The organism is Acinetobacter sp. DSM 11652 (assembly GCF_900109815.1).
Taxonomy (GTDB): domain Bacteria; phylum Pseudomonadota; class Gammaproteobacteria; order Pseudomonadales; family Moraxellaceae; genus Acinetobacter.
Genome location: NZ_FOBK01000017.1, coordinates 13,209 through 29,378, shown reverse-complemented (window position 1 = coordinate 29,378; position 16,170 = coordinate 13,209). Strand labels below are relative to the sequence as shown.

The following is a 16,170-nucleotide window of genomic DNA, read 5'->3' as shown; positions in this document are numbered from 1 at the left end:
TAACTCCTAAAGTGAAATATCAATATCAAAAATATCGCTAATTTCTTCCGCGATCGCACTATGATCACTTTGCGCAATATTCATCATCAGGTTTGGATCATCATTTAATTCTAAGCTCATCGATTCAACTTGGTATCTATAAATGCGAATAGCAGCCCATGCTGACAATAATCCTAAACTTAAGATTCTAGCGATCCAATTACTCGCAACAATCCATGCATAGCGCCATTGATTACAACTGGTCTTAAACTGACTGCTGTTGAGTGTTGTGCTATTCCACGTAGTAATAAAAATTCGTGCCTGTATTAACGGACCAATAAACAACATTCCAATCGCATAAACGGCAAAGATCATCATCAGCATCATATCCATTCCATGACCACTGAGTATTGATAATGTCGAACCACCAAATCCGATGAGCATAAGAATCAATACAAAGAGAATCATGGGAACATATACTGCTCGCATATAACTAGGCCAGTCATTGTTTAATTGAAATTTGAGTTGTCCAACGTACAAATGATTAAGCGTATATTTTTTATAAATCCAAATTGCGACAGGGCTAAATATACCTAATGTAAAAATGGTGATAGCAAGCGCAAGTAAAAATTGTTTATAGGCTTCTTTATTCGTGCCAGAAAAATAAAAACGGCTGTTCCCAAATTTACCGTTGCGCGCATTAAATCGAATTGTGGCACGTACCAACCATGGAAGAGCAATATAAATAATCAGTCCACCAAATGCTGCTATCGTCATATCCATATATGAGGCAATCGCAAATATTGCCCAAATGCCAATGGCTATCAGTCGACCAATCAAAATTTTAGTCGGTAAACCAGTAAAATCAAAAAAGCGATGAAAAAATTCGGTATTGTTATAAAAATATCTTAAACGACGTACTTTCGCCCATGGCGCATATAGGCTCAATGTCGCAATCGTCAACAGAATGTTGACGATCCATATGCCAAAGTACTCCATCGCATTGCCATGAAATTTAAATTTAAATACTTTCCCCATATAAATCGGTCGATTTTCATCTGCATCAGATAATGGAAATGGATCGTTTATCAATGGTAAGGGTGCTTGTTCAGCGGAGTGTTCTGATGAATTCATTATTATTTTCTCTGATTATAAAAAATGACATCCCGAGAGATGTCATCATTCAACATGGTTTAAATGTGATATCGCACACATTATAACGAACTTAAGTATGAATATCTTAAAATTCAAATGAGATTAATTTTGCAATTGTAAAGCATGGAATTGCAGATGATCATCAATAAAACTTTGGATAAAGAAGTATCCGTGATCATAACCCTCGTGCTCCCGCAATGTGAGCTTTTGAGCTACGGCTTTACATGATTCAGCAAATAGTGCTGGATTAAGTTGAGCATAAAACTGATCTGCACCCCCCTGATCAATTAAAACTTGGTGATATAGAGCACCCTTTGCTTTCACGAGTTCATTCGCATCATGTGCTTTCCATAACTCACGATCTTCTCCGAGGTAAGCTGAAAATGCCTTTTCACCCCATGGACAAATCGATGGCGCACAAATCGGTGCAAATGCTGAGACTGACTTAAATAAGTCTGGATACTTCCAAGCAAGCGTGAGTGCACCGTGTCCTCCCATGCTGTGACCAAAAATACCAATCCCCTCATCCTGTACAGGAAACGATGTAAGAACTAGAGGATACAGCTCCTGTATAAGATACGACTCCATCTGATAATGCTCAGCCCAAGGTGCTTGAGTTGCGTTTAAATAGAATCCAGCCCCTTGCCCTATATCCCAAGAATCCCCGACCGCCACGTCGTCACCACGAGGCGATGTATCTGGAGTAATCAAGATAATTCCCAATTGTGCAGCTAAACGTTGTGCATGTGCTTTAATAACAAAAGTTTCTTCAGTACAAGTCAAACCTGCAAGATAGTACAACGCAATACATTTTTGACCTTCTAATGCCTGTGAAGGTAAAAATAGAGAAAATTTAGTGGGATTTTTCAAAAACTTTGAATTGATCTGATAAACACGTTGTTCACCATCAAAACATTTATTCTTTTGAACCAATTCCATTGCACTGCCTCACACATTTAATTTTTAAACATCATCGCATATTCGTAAACTGAGCACTATCACTCTGGTGTTCACTACTTACGGTTGATAATCCAACCTGAGGAAATAACCTCTTTTCAAGTTGCGGTAACATAATTTCCATATTCTTACCAATGACCCATTGTGGCTCTGATGGCATAAACCCTTGTGCATTTTCCCAATGCGCAATATTGACTGATGCATCTTCAAAGGCTTCACGTAAGCTATTTTTTTCACGCATCGCTAAATCAAAGAAAGCACGTCCAAAATAAGTCGAGTCTGCATCATTTGAACAACCAAAAGACTCTCGATCTGCTGCAGCTGCAGTAATGACTAATGTATCTGGTGATTGCAACGCTGGAATAAAACTACCAGAGAAACATGATGAAATCACAATGACTCTCCATCTGATCCCTGATTTATCAAGCGTTTGGCGCAACCATTTTGGATCTATGTCTTCCAAATCAATTGGCGTATTTTCCATTTGAAATTGGTTACTTAATCCATGGGAAGTCATATAAAGAAACAGGACATCACTTTCACGATTCATCTGAGCGCCAATACGTTGCAATGCCAAATCAATACTGGTCTTTGACGCAATTGGATATTCTTCGCGAGTTGCAGGATTATTAATTAACGCAATTGATCGACCAAAGGTTCCGAAACGCGTATCAAATTGATCTTTAAATCTTTGAATTTCCAATTTGAATACATCTTGATAACTTGCACCAGCTACGCCCATAAAATACCAATGCGAGTTCGCGAACTCTCCAAATTGGATCTGTTCAAGCGCCTGATTTAATAATCTGCTTTGCGCGTAAAATGATTGTTCTGAAATACTTGGAGGCGCCTCATCTACCTTCCAAATTGGTTGACTTTGTGAAGAAATCTGCCACACAAAAAGTGTAAAAAACGTGGCGATCATGATGAGTAGTCGCTCCCACCAAGGCCATTTTAATTCACGCGAAAAAACCCAAACAACAGCTAAACTTTGCCAAACAAACAATAAAGAAAATATGTGCTGCAAATGATCAACAAGGAAATTAGGTTGATAGTCAAAGTTATTAAAATAATATTGGATAAGACACTGAATCAACACAATATGTGTGTCTAGTACTAACCAAAGTAATGCTGGCACCAACATCAAACGTGGATTATTAGTACGCTGTGAAAGGAAAATCCCAACAATTAAAGCAATAAATGGCCAAAGCGCATAACTCACTAATCCTTGAGAGTTAAATTCTCCAGCACCACTCGATAACAACCAGCTAAATAAAGAGCTCGCTGAACCTCCAAGAATTCCCCAAAAAATAAGTTGAAGAATTGATGGCCTTACAATCTGTAGTGATTTCCTTGAACCTAAAAATAACCAAATCCCTGCAAGCTGGTTACTTTTTAAATCATGCCAAAAGTTAATTGAAGGTTTAAGGTCTATCATAAGATTACTGTGTAGGTGCTTGGATCAGCTTTTTTAAGTTTATGCTCGGTTAAATAATTATCAATGCTACTTTTAACTATATAACAATTTTTCGATTATTTTTGAGTCATTTACCAAACTACTCAGAAACAATCGTTTGAAAATAGGCATCAAATCGACATGCATCACCTAACCATTGATGATCAGGTTTTTGTGCATTGAGATAAATAGCATGCCTTGGTCGCTTTACAATAACTCGCTTAGCAACGCTTTGAGCCAATGCCAACAATTCATCACCTAAATCCATCTCTCCATCTTCTGGTAACAGAAGATGTAACAGCTGCATTTGTTTTTTAACTTGCGCTTGTTTTTTAATGGCATTTTGATTTTGATCGCGCTGTGGAAACATTGGATCTAAATATACTACATCGGCATCGACGTGTTGGTTTGCACATTGCTTAAGATAATCAGCGGAATCTGAAAAAACCAGCTGAATACGCGCAACAATACTCTTTAAAAATGGGTCAAGACTCGCTTGTTGATGAGTAGATTCTAACAAAGTATATAAAATTGGATGTCGTTCAACTAATGTGACATTTGCCCCTAAATGTGCCATCAGTAAACTGTCATGCCCAAGCCCTGCGGTGGCATCAATGAGCTGGGGTTTTTCAGATAACTGGCATGCCCTCGCAATCATTTCAGATTTCAAGCTAGCACGTTTTAAGCGACCGACTTCGGCTTTCCAATCAGGTTGCATACGCATGCCCTGTGCGCACAGCCACAACCCATCTTGATCAACACAAAGCGCAAGTTCAGGATGATGTCTGAAAAATCGAGCATTCAATTTTTCAACCTCTTCGATTGTTGACTGCACCCCACGAGAAGAAAGCACAGCATTAAAATGCTGTGCTTTCTCAAGAAAATCTCGTTCAGCAAATAAGCGTATTTCGCTTACCATAATTTCCAACCTGTAAATGCAAAGAGAAGGATCACTAAACCTGAAGCAATTCGATACCAAGCAAAAATCATAAAATCACGTTTTGCGACATAGGCAACCAAAGCTCGAATGAGTAATAAAGCTGAGACAAATGAAACAATCAACCCAGTTGTCAACACTGCCCAATCTTCAGCAGTCTGGAACACATCATAGCTTTGATATAAATCTAATAATCCAGCACCAATAATGACTGGAATTCCAAGAAAGAATGAAAATTCGGTCGCTGCTTTGCGGGAAACGCCTAAAAACATTGCCCCGATGATCGTAGCACCAGAACGTGATGTACCTGGGATCAAAGAGAGCACTTGAATTAAACCAATCCAAATTGCATCTTTATAACTGAGCTCTTCAACTTCTTTGACACGTATTCTTGGGGGATTTTTTTCTACCCAAATGATAATTAAACCACCCACAATCAGGCCAATTGCAATCGCGTAGTTATTAAATAATAGCTCTTTTACTGTTTGCCCAAAGGTCAAACCTATTGCAACAATTGGGATTGAAGCCAAGATTAAACCAAATCCGAGTCTTCTACCTTGTGCTTCGCCAGTGACCATACCCGTTGCAGCACCCCATAAGCGCGACCAATATTCATAAATAACCGCTGCGATTGCCCCCATTTGAATGGCAATCACAAAGACATCACTTTTTTCCTTGGTCCAGAAATTCATGAGTTCAGCGGCTAAAATTAAATGGCCTGTACTAGAAATGGGTAAAAACTCAGTAATACCTTCAACGATACCCATAATTGCCGCTTTAAGCAGCAGTAAAAGATCCATAGAAATTCCTAATTATGCTTTGCCTTGTTCTGGAATTTTTTTCCACGCATTGTCACGTAAATAAACGGGTAGTGCGAGATCGGCACTGAGCCAGTGTTTTTTTAAAGCATGTTCACGTGCAATCGTCGCTATATCCTCAGCAGTTGCTTGGACATTTGAATAATCATTTAATTCGGGATGAATACATTTTGTTCCCGAACCAATCATTTGAAACTTTTGATAGGCTGCAGCATTTTCATAATTTAATAATTGCTCTTCATCCACCAACTGCATTAAACCTTGAGCATTTAACTGAAAACTTGCGATATAGACCTCACTCATTCTTGCATCAAGTACAGCCGTAACTTCTGTCAGTTGATACATTCGATAAGCAGCCTGTGCCAGAGCTTGAAGGGATGAAACAGGAATCACAGGCACGTCATGTGACCATGCAAGTGCCTGAGTGACTGCTGCATTAATACGCACACCGCTGAATGAGCCAGGACCACGACTAAAAGCGATCGCATCCAAATCTGAAACGTGTACTTCAGCTTGCTGAAAAGCTGCTTCAATCATTGGGAGGATAGATTGGGTCTGCGCTTTTGCACGATCATCTAGTTTATAAAAAAGTACTTGATTCTCATCAATTAACGAAACTGAGCACTGCTCATTGGCAGTTTCTAATGCAAGCAATTTCATGCATGCCCCTATAAATCGTTAAAAATGGTGCTAATCATACTCCACTCGAATTATTCCTGCGAGAGCAGATCTGTTCAGATTTAGTGATTATTGAACGCTCGTATCAATCTCAACACTTATATTTAAAATTCAAATTTTTCAAGCTGAGTGAAATTTTTGAAATGATGCGCATAATGCATCGCACTCATTTTGAGTTTAGCTTCTGCAAACTCATCTAATGTTTTAATTACTTTGCCAGGAGAGCCCATCACTAATGAATTATCTGGGATGATTTTACCTTCTGGAATCAACGCATTCGCGCCAATAATGCAATTTTTACCGATTACAGCATTATTTAATATGACGGCGTTGATACCAATCAAACTATTATCTCCAATCGTACAACCATGTAACATTGCTTGATGACCAATGGTGACATATTGCCCAACATTCAATTCAATGCCCGGATCAGTGTGTAAGACGGCATTTTCTTGAATATTACTGAAATCACCAATACGAATTTTGCAGTTATCCCCGCGTATTACCGCACCAAACCAAACACTCACCTCTTGTCCAAGTTCAACATCGCCAATCACAGTGGCATTTTCTGCAATCCATCCATTCCATGGTTGAATCGTCGTTGAAGGGGTTTTGTCTTGAAATTTGTACATCATATGCAGCAATCCTATGCATTTAATATTTTAATGTTGTTTGAAAATTGAAGATTTAAAACTTGGGGAATTGAGCAAAAAGGGCCAGTTTTTTTTATAATTTAAGCCATACTGAAACAACGAAATCAGGATCCTTGCTGTAAGACCCCATATCACCTCATTCTCAACTCTTAAACTTGGAAAATAGATTGATTGCTTAGCCAATCGAACTTCATAAGGTGTTGGGCGAGCATCCATCATTTCACGTATTGAAGCAAAAAAAATACGATCGATTTCTGTAGGTTGTGGGACAAGCTTCACATTAGGCGGTATCAATCCAACAACAGGTTTTACTAAAACACCCGCTTTTGAGCGCTCTGAAGGCAGATCACCTAGCAACTTTACATCGAACGGATTCAAAGCCGTTTCTTCCCATGCTTCTCGGAGTGCAACGACAATATTACTGGTGTCGTTCGGATCTCTTTTTCCTCCTGGGAATGACACTTCACCCGCATGATTATTCATATAAATAGAGCGACGCGTCAGCAGAATTTTAGGATCATCTTCATTGGTGATTGCAAGTAATACTGCAGCATCAGCTTTTTGAATGCGTTTAGAAAACCTAAGGTGTTGTTGCAGTTGCAATGTTAATGAATGATCCATCATCTTGAATAGCTCGATCTCTCTTTTTTATTCTCATCCCATCATATATGAAATTTTGTGCATAAGGCTATAAATGATGCGAAAGTTATTTTTTTGGGGTATGCTGAATCATCTCATTTTTACTTGACAGCATATGCCTTTTTGCACGGCCTGTGGGCAACCGACGACCGAACAGATTCCTTTAGGTGATCATAAAGTACGCCAAGTCTGTACGCATTGTAAAACCATTCACTATGTGAATCCAAAGGTCATTTGTGGAGCCTTAGCGATTTGGGAAGATAAAGTACTCTTATGTCGTAGAGCGATTGAGCCGCGCTATGGTCTTTGGACGCTACCAGCAGGATATATGGAACTCTTCGAGACAATGGAGCAAGGTGCAGCTCGTGAAACTCGTGAAGAAGCTGAAGCTGAAGTGGAAATTGAGCAATTGTACTGTATGTACAATATCCCTCGTATTGGTCAAATTTACGTATTATTTAAATCTCACCTTGTTGAAGGTAAATTTGGAGCTGGTGAAGAAACCATCGAAAGTCGTTTATTTGAAGAACACGAGATTCCATGGGATAGTTTAGCTTTCCCAAGTGTTGAACGAACGCTTCGTCATTATTTTGAAGACCGAAAATCGAATCATTTTCCTACACACTTAGAGACCTTAGGTACTCGACTTGATCAAACAGGTTAAAAAAAAACTCCATCTCATAAGATGGAGTTTTTTTGGTTAAGCTTTTCGACCTATTTGATAACAAGGTGTTAAAGCAATTTCAATTGTTCCTGTTCTAAGCTTTGCTAGATTAAGTTGTTCAGTCGTTGGTTTATTCTCTGGAATCGAATTGTACGTGTGTTGGTATGTCGCATGCGTATTCACCCATTCAGCTGCGGCTGTAGAGCCCTTATTATCCCAACTCGTGATATTAATACCCGCTCTTATGTCATTATTTACGATTAAGTTTTGTAAATTTAAACGTACGCCTCCAGATGACACAAGTTCACTATTAGAATCGACTCCAAAGTCTGGTCTGTTATTTAGTCCAGCTCTGACCCCATTTAGGTTCCCAAAAATTGGATTCGCTAGAATCATACGTATTGTCAGAGATTTATCATTTGCAGTTGAATATGTTGTGCCTGTCGTACCAATAATGAATTGTTGAACATCCAATTCATCGGTCATGGTTGAAGTATTCTTAATGCTTGGACAAGTGGTAGATTTTAAACTCGATACAGTACGATTGGTTCGTATATCTCCATTTTCATCAATGACGATACTCACTGTTTGTGATGGAATCGTTTTATCATTAAAGTTAAACACTAAATCTGCGTATAATGGGAAAATAATTTGATCCCCAGCTTCAACATTATGACGTGTTTTGAATACTTTACGATCTAAATAGCTCACTGGACTGTATTTTAGAATATCAAGCTTACCTGTATAGCGTTCAGAATTGACATCTTGACGCCACTCCCCATATACCTCAGTGCTTGTAGGTGTATCCTTGCTGCCTAAGAATCCTTGATAAGCATACTGATTACCAGGAATAATGGATTGACCAAACAGAGTTCCTTTATAGATTTCTAATTTGTCATTTGAAGATTCAATACTTTTAAAAACTAAAGGTTTTTGTATTTTTTGTGAGATATTATTCAACCAATCTTTTGAATTAGAAACGACATCTAATTTTTCAGGTGGTACTTGATTGATTAATAATACTCGTGCTAACTCTTCTGAAGTATTACTACCCGTAACAATTGGTTTCCCTCTCCACTGTGAGAGATAACCACTCGCATAACCTTCGCGCGTAGTAATTACGCTCATATCAGCAATTGCTTGATTATTGTTTAGGCTTGAGCCGTGAAACCCTGCGAAATTAGTATTTTGTCCAATAAAGAGTAAGTGATTGGCCTGATAAATACCCACACTTCTCATTCTGATGATCTGTTGTGCTACTTTTTCCGCATCATCAATTGATACCTTATCGACATCTAACCATGGTTTCAGGATCTGAACATAACTGCCATTTTTGAACTCATTGGCCGTTATATTTTGGCTGATCACTTGAAGACCATCCAAATTGTCTTTTGACAGCACAACTTGCTGTATATCACCAGGTACATTACTGATTTGATCTACACCTAATGTTTGCAAAATTCGTATAATTCCGACCATTGCGTTATAGGTAGGATCGGACATATTAAAATTTTCAATTGGCTTACCAGTTAGCCCTTGAGCCATATCTTGTACACCAATCTGAATATAAACATCGCTCATTTTCTTAGGCACAATTGAACCTAGATCGACCGTCCCTAACTCAATTTTTCGAGCACTGGCTTCACCCTGAATATAAAATGTAACTTTGTCTCCCACTTTGCATGAACCAATCGCAACATTAGGATCGAGTTCAGTTCGATAGTGATTCAATTTGTCAGTACTACAATCGAACTTTAGTCCCTCTACAGGATAGTCCAAGACAAATCCAAGACAATTAGCATCATTTGAGGTTAAACAACCATTAGAGGTTGTAACTGAACCACGGTTAGGATCTTCATTTATTTTAGCACTCTCTCCACCACATCCAGTCAGTGCTAAAAAAAGCGTGGAAAACGTGAATGGGATAATATTAGACTTTTTCATTCTAGTTCTCTTTTATTTGATGGCCTTAAGCTTTAGCTGACCAGTATTCACAAGTTTTTGATTTTGAATATCAATTGATTCGACTAAAGGGGTGAGTAATAAATATCGTGTTTGAGGTGGTTTTTTTAATATACCTTCGAGTGCAGAGTATGTCGTGACGTTGGCTTGAGTATCTGTACTTTTAAAACCAGTCGCTCCCTCTAAAATGCAACCTTGCTGATCCAAAAATACTGCAATCGGCCAATAAAAAGTTGGGTTATTTTGAGATGAAGCAAATGATTGAATTTGAATCTGATCAATTGATTCATCTAACTCCACCACCTCGTAAGCAAAACGTTCTTTCAATGGCGCAACTGGCCATAAACCAATTTCACCTTGAGCACCCTTCAAACGCTTAGCTTTCTGAATTTTTTTATCTTGAAAACATGTATGTTCCAAAGATTCTGCAAGATCTTTTGCTTCAATACGCATGTACGTACTCGATAAAGCCATTGCTTCTTTCGCTGTAGGCTCTGTCGGCCGTAGAAACTGAGATAAAACGGCTTTGGTAATCCCTTTTTGTCGCTCAATCGTTTCAAAACGAGCTGCACCTACACCCTGCGTATCAGGAACTACATAAAACCGTTTTCTTCCTTCCAGATTAAACTCATGATCCTCAAGATATTCATGATCAATGTATTCAACACCATCAATCACAGTTACAGGACTTCCTGTTTCAGCTTTCAGTGAACCACCTGCGTTTTTACTATCTGAAATCTGCTCAACACGTTGAAGGCTTTCTTTAGAATTTTGATCGTGTGTAGATTTATTTTTTGTTAATGACTGCTCATGTTTCGTATTGACTTTAGTCTGTGCAAGATCAATTTTCGTCATTTGATCTTGAGTCTTTTTTTCAACACTCACTGTTGATTGTTCAACATTGTCATTTTGACTGCGCCCAACTGATTTGCTCGCTGTAGGAGCTTTAATACTCGGCTGAGCGATTTCAACATGTATTTTTTTAGGCTCGTCTGCTGGTTTTTTTTGAATGATTTTTGGCTGAATATTTTCTATTTGAACTGATTTTTGATTTTTAATAGATTCGTTTTTTTGAGCACTAGATGCAGCTCTTTCGATGACAATCGGTCTGCCATCTGGACCTATAATTGTGTAAAAGTCTTGGGCATACAATGTAGGACTTACTAAAAAAGAACCTGCACATATAACACAACCGAGAGACTGGCTCACTCTTGTTTTTATTTGTTTAAATTGCTCAAGATTTAAGTCCATTACCATCTCGTTCTATAATTAATACCTAAAATCGTAACTTTGGTATTTGTCGATACATTTAAGCCTGCATATGGATTAAGTAATAAATTATCCACGGCGTCTAGATTGGCTAGGCTACTTGATCCCGCTGGAATTCTATCGCGGCTACGAAGGAACCCGACTGATAAATCAATATCTGTATCTTCATCAAAACGGTAACCAATACCCAATCCAAACAATTGTGCATTATTGATCGGTACCATTGTATTCCGCTTTCCATCTGGAATCGCACTTGTTCTAGGTTCATAACCAGCACGGAATTTCAAACGGTCATTGGCAGAATATTCAACGCCAACACCCCAACTCCATGGAGATTGAAAACCTAGAGGCAGAGATAAAGAAGAGTCTGTTACATCATTAGATAACAGTTTTGCAATCTTCAGAGCAGAAATTTGACGATCGAACTCAAATTTAAACTTATCCCAAGCCGCATAGTCAGTCCATCCCACATCGAAATTTACCTGTAAGTCCGGGAATACTTTGTACTTAATCCCTGCTTGGAAATGTGCTGGATATTCTAAATCCATAGACATTAGACCAGTTTCAATCGCAGGTACATAGTTCGGAAAACCAAGTATTGTTGCCAAAACTTGCCCCGTAGGTGAGGAGTTTAGTCCTTTGATTAATTCTCGGGATGCGTTTCCATTTTCTACAATATATTTACCCTTTAAGCGCATTTTAGCACCGCTTTGGTAAACCAGCCCCAAACCAAACTCTTCAGTGGGTTCCCACAAGACACCTAGGTTGTAGCTTGGAGATAAACTCTGCTCCAGTTCAACATTGATCTTTCCAAAGGTTGAAAATGGATTCATGCCCTCATTGGTATTACATAAGCCGAATAGCAAAATATTCGTGACAATATTGTCATTTCCTCCACGGAAAGGGGCACAGACAGACTCATCCACCATCCTAAGAAGACCTATCATTTCATTTGGAAATCGCAAATCTGTTTTCATGGCAATGGCTTGATAAGACATTCCCACTGAAGCACCAATCGAAAGTTCATCATTTACTTGATAAGCAATCGATGGCGATAAATATGTAATACGCTCCATGGCAACTTGCTGCCCCATGAAGTTACCCGGATTACCATCTTCTGCACCGAAACCTGCAACCAGAGGTGCATAAACTGCAGTAGCGAAAGTAAACTTAGATCCTGGTGGATTGTAGGAGATCCCTCCAGTTGGAGCTGCTACTGGCCATCCCTCTCCTAAATCCACCATTTTTTTCAATATAGGAATATATAAGGATGCGTACTCGACATCACCTCTCACAGAATCCTTAAAATCAGTACAGAGGTTTGATGGATTATCAAGCGCATCATTACAGATTAATGGATCATCAGAATATCCAAAGACGTCATAACCTGATGGCGCGGAAAATTCACGCTGAATATCAAAATTAGCAACTAAGCCTTGAACGTCGGTTTGTAACCCTTTGAGTTTGGTTAAACCCGCAGGGTTAAAGTGAATTGCACTAATCCCGGGTGGATCTGCAGTGACAGCATTACCCATTGATAATGAGCGTACATCTACAGATAAATTCTGCCCAAGGTGTGCAAAGACTTGCGTACTACATCCACTCAGAACAATTGCCGTAACTAAAGGATGCAAACGGAATTGACTCATTTCCGAACTCCTTTAGCTTGCTTTTTTCTTACCGAAGCCAAGTATATCTAATGGGAACGATAGGCCGAGAGAAACATCTGGAGAATCTTCAGTTAAACCGATACCTATCGTTCCATTGACAATCGTCTTCGGACTAACACGTACACCGAGAGCCACCGCAAACATAGAACTGGTCTGAGTCGCAGGCTCGTAATATTCACCTGTATCATATGTAAATTTGGTACCCATGTTCATCGATTGCTGATAAGACATGGTCAACGAGACATCATAGTTAAATGAATATGCAAACCCGAACGAGAATCCAGCCGTAACACCGGGTTCAAATGTATCTAAAACACGGTTACGCCCGGTTAAACCTTCACCTTGAGTATTTCCTCCCCCTCGGATTTGATTTAAGCCAGATTCCTTAAAACCATAATTTGTTGATACTGACGCAAACAATACAACTGGATCAATATATTTTCTTGTACTTGCACCAACACCAACTGAATAATACCCCTTACCTGTTGAGAGATCCGTCAAAGGATTAATTTCATAGGGGCTATCACCTGTTTTTGTCGATAGATTACCAAACAAAATAAGTGGTAAACGACCTTCTTTCAGTGGAAATGGCTCCCAACGCGCCCCTAAACTAATATCACCCAAACCAGCAGTGGTCGTATCTTTGACACTATCAGACTTTGCAACCAATGGAATTGAAGCATTTAGCGTGATGTTATCTCTTAAACCATATTGCGCTGTGATGGTATTGGTAATCGTATGATTTGCATCTTCATCAATACGAAGTTGATACAACTGTCCTTCATCGATCGAAGCATTTATTTGTGAATCCCGATAGTACGAATAATCAAGATCATAGAACGTTGAAAACTCACCACGCTTAATCAGTGAATATTGTCGCTCATTAGAGGAAAAAACTTCCTGCAAGTTAGTCTCTTGCGTCGCATCACCTTCTTTTTGTTGGAGTGCATTTGCAGCCTGCCCTTCAACACCTGGCTTAAGAGAAGGTGTTGCATCAACATTTTCAGTAGATTCTGCCGTATAACTTGATTGTGCTTGTTCAAGCTCGGTCGCAGAACTATTTTCAGTATTATTTTGAGTATCTTGAGAAATATTCTCTTCTGATGGAGCTTCAACTGTTTCGGGTGCTGCATAGACGCCTGTGACAATCATTTGAATACTGATTGCGAGTAGCGTTCTTTTCGTCCATTGATTATTCATTTTACTTCCTACACAATTCTTCATTATTTGGATTTTGTTTCAATTCAATTTAATTGCATTTAAATTACTTACGTTTATAGTAAAGTCGCATATATGTTGTAATGGGTTGATTATACGTTGGAGATTTGGGATCAAGATCTAATACTTTACGCATAGTTGAGGCTTTATCTGCGATTTTATTCATATAATCTGACGAAAATTGTGCATCAACTAAGGCGTAACGGTTAATTGTTGCATCATCGACATGTCTTAAATCTGTTTCTTGTAATGCCAATAGATCTGTCTGTTGAGATTCAGGAACGTTCACTAAAAATAAGGTATTGTTTTCCCAAATTTCTTTAAATCGTGCTTCATCAAAACTGATATTTCCTAATGCAGGGTCAGCAACATAAACCCTTCCATCTTTATATGCTTTGTATACAACAAAGTGCTTAAAACCTGCATAGTGAATTGGAACAATAGCAGGTTGTGTCTGTTTAATCAGGTCTTTGAATTCACCACGGTAACCCCCACTTTCATAACCTAACGCAGTGACGAAGCGCTTCATATCCAATAATGAAAAGCTTCTACGCTCAATGATTCGATCATACTCGCCAAATCGCAACAATCCCTCCATGGTTTGTTGTTCTGTCAAATTTAGACCAGCGTGACCATTAAGAACTGTCGTCAACGCCGCAGAACCACAACTATAGTCATACGCTTGACGAACTATTCCTCTAAACTGATTTTCGATAGCCGGCTTGATAGCTACAGGTTCACGGTGATTTTTTGTATAAGATAGATTTCGTGAGTCTGCAATCTCACTGTAATAAACTGCTTCGCGTGGTTTTTCTTTAATTTCGAGAGCATGACTCGCAAAAAAATACATAATTGCAGAGCCTAAAGTAATTTCTATCATAATGTTAACTGTTCTAGTTCGGCGTACTTGCCTTTATGATTCTGTAGTTGGAGTTTGCACTCACATTTATTCTTATATTCAGAATACCTTTTTCATCCTAAAAATACAGTACTTTTACTTTTTAATTTCAAATTCGCAAAATTTAAAAAACGCGTGATCAACACGCGTTTTTTGTATAAAAACTTAGTGACCAGAAATTTTGATTGAAGTGCTACCCAAATTCAAACCTTGAACTTCGATTGAACCGATACTCTTATTAGCTTCACCTAAAGAAACTTTTTGGATGTAAGCATTCAATGGTGATTGAGCTGGGCTGATATATAATCCATCTTTTGTTACACCAATTTTGGCGTCAGCATTCAGGTTTTTACTGCCTGAACTTGTAACTTTCAAGCCCTCGATTCCAATGCTACCACCACCCGATGTAGATGTATCATTAATAGTTAAGCTTGTAGATAAACCACCAGTGATTTCAGAATCAACGACAATCATAGCGCCTTGAGGTGCATTACCTAATTGAACGTTTGCTTTGGTTGCACCCAATGATAATGTTAAACCTGTAATAATTTGTTTTTCAGAACCTTCAACAACACCACGAACATTGTCATCAGAACTGTAAGTGCCAGAGCTTGCAACCCCAATAGAACCAACATTGATGTCTAAAGCACCAGTTTCAGCAAGAACATTAAGTACCGCTTGACCACCAACATCTGCGGCATCAACTTTCAACGTTGCTAAGTTTTGAGTATTTCCAGTACCCTTTGAAATCGTTAAACCGTTAACCGTGATTGCACCAGCACCAATTGTTGGATCAGCAGTGCCAGCTGTATTAATGGTCGTATCACCGAATGTCAAAGCGCTATTTGTAAAACCATCATTATCATGAATATATAACTTATCGATTTCGATACCAGCAGTTGTATCAATGGCAATAGTAATACCATCTTGACCAGTCGTTGCGCTGAGTGATGCATCATCCATTGCCTGCATCGCCATAGCATTCACGCTCACCGCCATTGAAGAAACTAAAGCCAATTTTGTGAATAATTTCATTATGTACTCTCCCAAGAGCATTTTTTTCATTTTTTTGACTGCTCTCCGTGTTTCTGAAGTTTTTATAATTTAACTACTGAAACTTCATCCTTGAGCAGTTCGCTTTGCAGTATTAAGTTAACCTTATGTTATCTTATGATCAATATCTGTTAAGAAAATTCGACCTATTCCCGATAAATGGC

Annotated in this window: 15 protein-coding genes; 1 reads left to right on the top strand and 14 read right to left on the bottom strand. The window is 38.7% G+C overall.

Translation table 11 applies throughout. From position 1 onward, the window contains the following. Positions 1–6 precede the first annotated feature (6 nt). The 8 genes from BMW42_RS13655 to BMW42_RS13620 form a co-directional block, all read right to left on the bottom strand. The gene (locus BMW42_RS13655; RefSeq protein WP_228143137.1) at positions 7–1,017 is read right to left on the bottom strand and encodes a YjgN family protein; all 1,011 of its coding nucleotides are present in this window, start codon (positions 1,015–1,017) and stop codon (positions 7–9) included. 219 nt (positions 1,018–1,236) lie between these two features. Beyond that, positions 1,237–2,073 carry an S-formylglutathione hydrolase gene (fghA, locus tag BMW42_RS13650; protein WP_092768610.1) on the bottom strand — a complete coding sequence of 279 codons (837 nt, stop codon included), beginning with the start codon at positions 2,071–2,073 and terminating at the stop codon, positions 1,237–1,239. 31 nt (positions 2,074–2,104) lie between these two features. Next, a complete protein-coding gene (locus BMW42_RS13645; protein WP_035268271.1) occupies positions 2,105–3,529 on the bottom strand; it encodes a C13 family peptidase in 1,425 nt (474 codons plus the stop codon). Positions 3,530–3,647: 118 nt separating this feature from the next. Further along, complete coding sequence (locus BMW42_RS13640; RefSeq protein WP_092768607.1) at positions 3,648–4,466, bottom strand: class I SAM-dependent methyltransferase; 819 nt, start codon at positions 4,464–4,466, stop codon at positions 3,648–3,650. Further along, complete coding sequence (locus tag BMW42_RS13635; RefSeq protein WP_035268259.1) at positions 4,460–5,284, bottom strand: undecaprenyl-diphosphate phosphatase; 825 nt, start codon at positions 5,282–5,284, stop codon at positions 4,460–4,462. Before BMW42_RS13635 ends, BMW42_RS13640 begins: the two co-directional genes overlap by 7 nt. 12 nt (positions 5,285–5,296) lie before the next feature. Next, positions 5,297–5,962: a tRNA (adenosine(37)-N6)-threonylcarbamoyltransferase complex dimerization subunit type 1 TsaB gene (gene tsaB / locus BMW42_RS13630; protein ID WP_092768604.1), complete on the bottom strand. Its 666-nt coding sequence runs from the start codon at positions 5,960–5,962 to the stop codon at positions 5,297–5,299. Between the two features lie 122 nt (positions 5,963–6,084). Beyond that, positions 6,085–6,615: a gamma carbonic anhydrase family protein gene (locus BMW42_RS13625; protein ID WP_035268256.1), complete on the bottom strand. Its 531-nt coding sequence runs from the start codon at positions 6,613–6,615 to the stop codon at positions 6,085–6,087. 27 nt (positions 6,616–6,642) lie between these two features. Beyond that, positions 6,643–7,257 (bottom strand): CoA pyrophosphatase, encoded by a 615-nt coding sequence (locus BMW42_RS13620; protein WP_035268255.1) that lies wholly within the window; start codon positions 7,255–7,257, stop codon positions 6,643–6,645. A gap of 130 nt (positions 7,258–7,387) precedes the next feature. On the opposite strand from BMW42_RS13620, the gene BMW42_RS13615 reads away from it, so the two are divergent. Then, entirely contained in the window at positions 7,388–7,936 is a 549-nt protein-coding gene (locus tag BMW42_RS13615; RefSeq protein ID WP_035268253.1) for an NUDIX hydrolase, read from the top strand. A gap of 36 nt (positions 7,937–7,972) precedes the next feature. Here the strand turns inward: BMW42_RS13615 and BMW42_RS13610 are convergent, their stop codons facing one another. From BMW42_RS13610 to BMW42_RS13585, 6 genes are all read right to left on the bottom strand, one after another. Further along, positions 7,973–9,880, bottom strand: a complete 1,908-nt coding sequence (locus BMW42_RS13610) for a putative pilus system protein FilF (RefSeq protein ID WP_092768601.1) — start codon at positions 9,878–9,880, stop codon at positions 7,973–7,975. A 12-nt stretch (positions 9,881–9,892) separates the two neighbouring features. Further along, complete coding sequence (gene filE, locus BMW42_RS13605) at positions 9,893–11,149, bottom strand: putative pilus assembly protein FilE (protein ID WP_092768598.1); 1,257 nt, start codon at positions 11,147–11,149, stop codon at positions 9,893–9,895. Beyond that, a complete protein-coding gene (locus tag BMW42_RS13600; RefSeq protein ID WP_035268936.1) occupies positions 11,149–12,816 on the bottom strand; it encodes a putative pilus system OmpP1/FadL family transporter FilD in 1,668 nt (555 codons plus the stop codon). Before BMW42_RS13600 ends, filE begins: the two co-directional genes overlap by 1 nt. 12 nt (positions 12,817–12,828) lie before the next feature. After that, a complete protein-coding gene (locus BMW42_RS13595; protein ID WP_092768595.1) occupies positions 12,829–14,037 on the bottom strand; it encodes a putative pilus system protein FilC in 1,209 nt (402 codons plus the stop codon). Positions 14,038–14,101: 64 nt separating this feature from the next. Next, positions 14,102–14,935 carry a putative pilus system C39 family peptidase FilB gene (locus BMW42_RS13590; protein WP_092768592.1) on the bottom strand — a complete coding sequence of 278 codons (834 nt, stop codon included), beginning with the start codon at positions 14,933–14,935 and terminating at the stop codon, positions 14,102–14,104. A gap of 183 nt (positions 14,936–15,118) precedes the next feature. Continuing rightward, positions 15,119–15,988, bottom strand: coding sequence for a putative pilus system protein FilA (locus BMW42_RS13585; RefSeq protein ID WP_092768589.1), 870 nt, complete (start codon positions 15,986–15,988; stop codon positions 15,119–15,121). Positions 15,989–16,170: the final 182 nt, after the last annotated feature.

What these genes read in the sequence shown, in the direction of transcription:
- BMW42_RS13625 (WP_035268256.1), bottom strand. Translation starts at nt 6,615, where the DNA reads ATGATGTACAAATTTCAAGACAAAACCCCTTCAACGACGATTCAACCA.
- BMW42_RS13595 (WP_092768595.1), bottom strand. Translation starts at nt 14,037, where the DNA reads ATGAATAATCAATGGACGAAAAGAACGCTACTCGCAATCAGTATTCAA.
- BMW42_RS13635 (WP_035268259.1), bottom strand. Translation starts at nt 5,284, where the DNA reads ATGGATCTTTTACTGCTGCTTAAAGCGGCAATTATGGGTATCGTTGAA.
- BMW42_RS13600 (WP_035268936.1), bottom strand. Translation starts at nt 12,816, where the DNA reads ATGAGTCAATTCCGTTTGCATCCTTTAGTTACGGCAATTGTTCTGAGT.
- BMW42_RS13645 (WP_035268271.1), bottom strand. Translation starts at nt 3,529, where the DNA reads ATGATAGACCTTAAACCTTCAATTAACTTTTGGCATGATTTAAAAAGT.
- fghA (WP_092768610.1), bottom strand. Translation starts at nt 2,073, where the DNA reads ATGGAATTGGTTCAAAAGAATAAATGTTTTGATGGTGAACAACGTGTT.
- BMW42_RS13620 (WP_035268255.1), bottom strand. Translation starts at nt 7,257, where the DNA reads ATGATGGATCATTCATTAACATTGCAACTGCAACAACACCTTAGGTTT.
- BMW42_RS13655 (WP_228143137.1), bottom strand. Translation starts at nt 1,017, where the DNA reads ATGGGGAAAGTATTTAAATTTAAATTTCATGGCAATGCGATGGAGTAC.
- BMW42_RS13615 (WP_035268253.1), top strand. Translation starts at nt 7,388, where the DNA reads ATGCCTTTTTGCACGGCCTGTGGGCAACCGACGACCGAACAGATTCCT.
- filE (WP_092768598.1), bottom strand. Translation starts at nt 11,149, where the DNA reads ATGGACTTAAATCTTGAGCAATTTAAACAAATAAAAACAAGAGTGAGC.
- BMW42_RS13610 (WP_092768601.1), bottom strand. Translation starts at nt 9,880, where the DNA reads ATGAAAAAGTCTAATATTATCCCATTCACGTTTTCCACGCTTTTTTTA.
- BMW42_RS13590 (WP_092768592.1), bottom strand. Translation starts at nt 14,935, where the DNA reads ATGATAGAAATTACTTTAGGCTCTGCAATTATGTATTTTTTTGCGAGT.
- BMW42_RS13640 (WP_092768607.1), bottom strand. Translation starts at nt 4,466, where the DNA reads ATGGTAAGCGAAATACGCTTATTTGCTGAACGAGATTTTCTTGAGAAA.
- tsaB (WP_092768604.1), bottom strand. Translation starts at nt 5,962, where the DNA reads ATGAAATTGCTTGCATTAGAAACTGCCAATGAGCAGTGCTCAGTTTCG.
- BMW42_RS13585 (WP_092768589.1), bottom strand. Translation starts at nt 15,988, where the DNA reads ATGAAATTATTCACAAAATTGGCTTTAGTTTCTTCAATGGCGGTGAGC.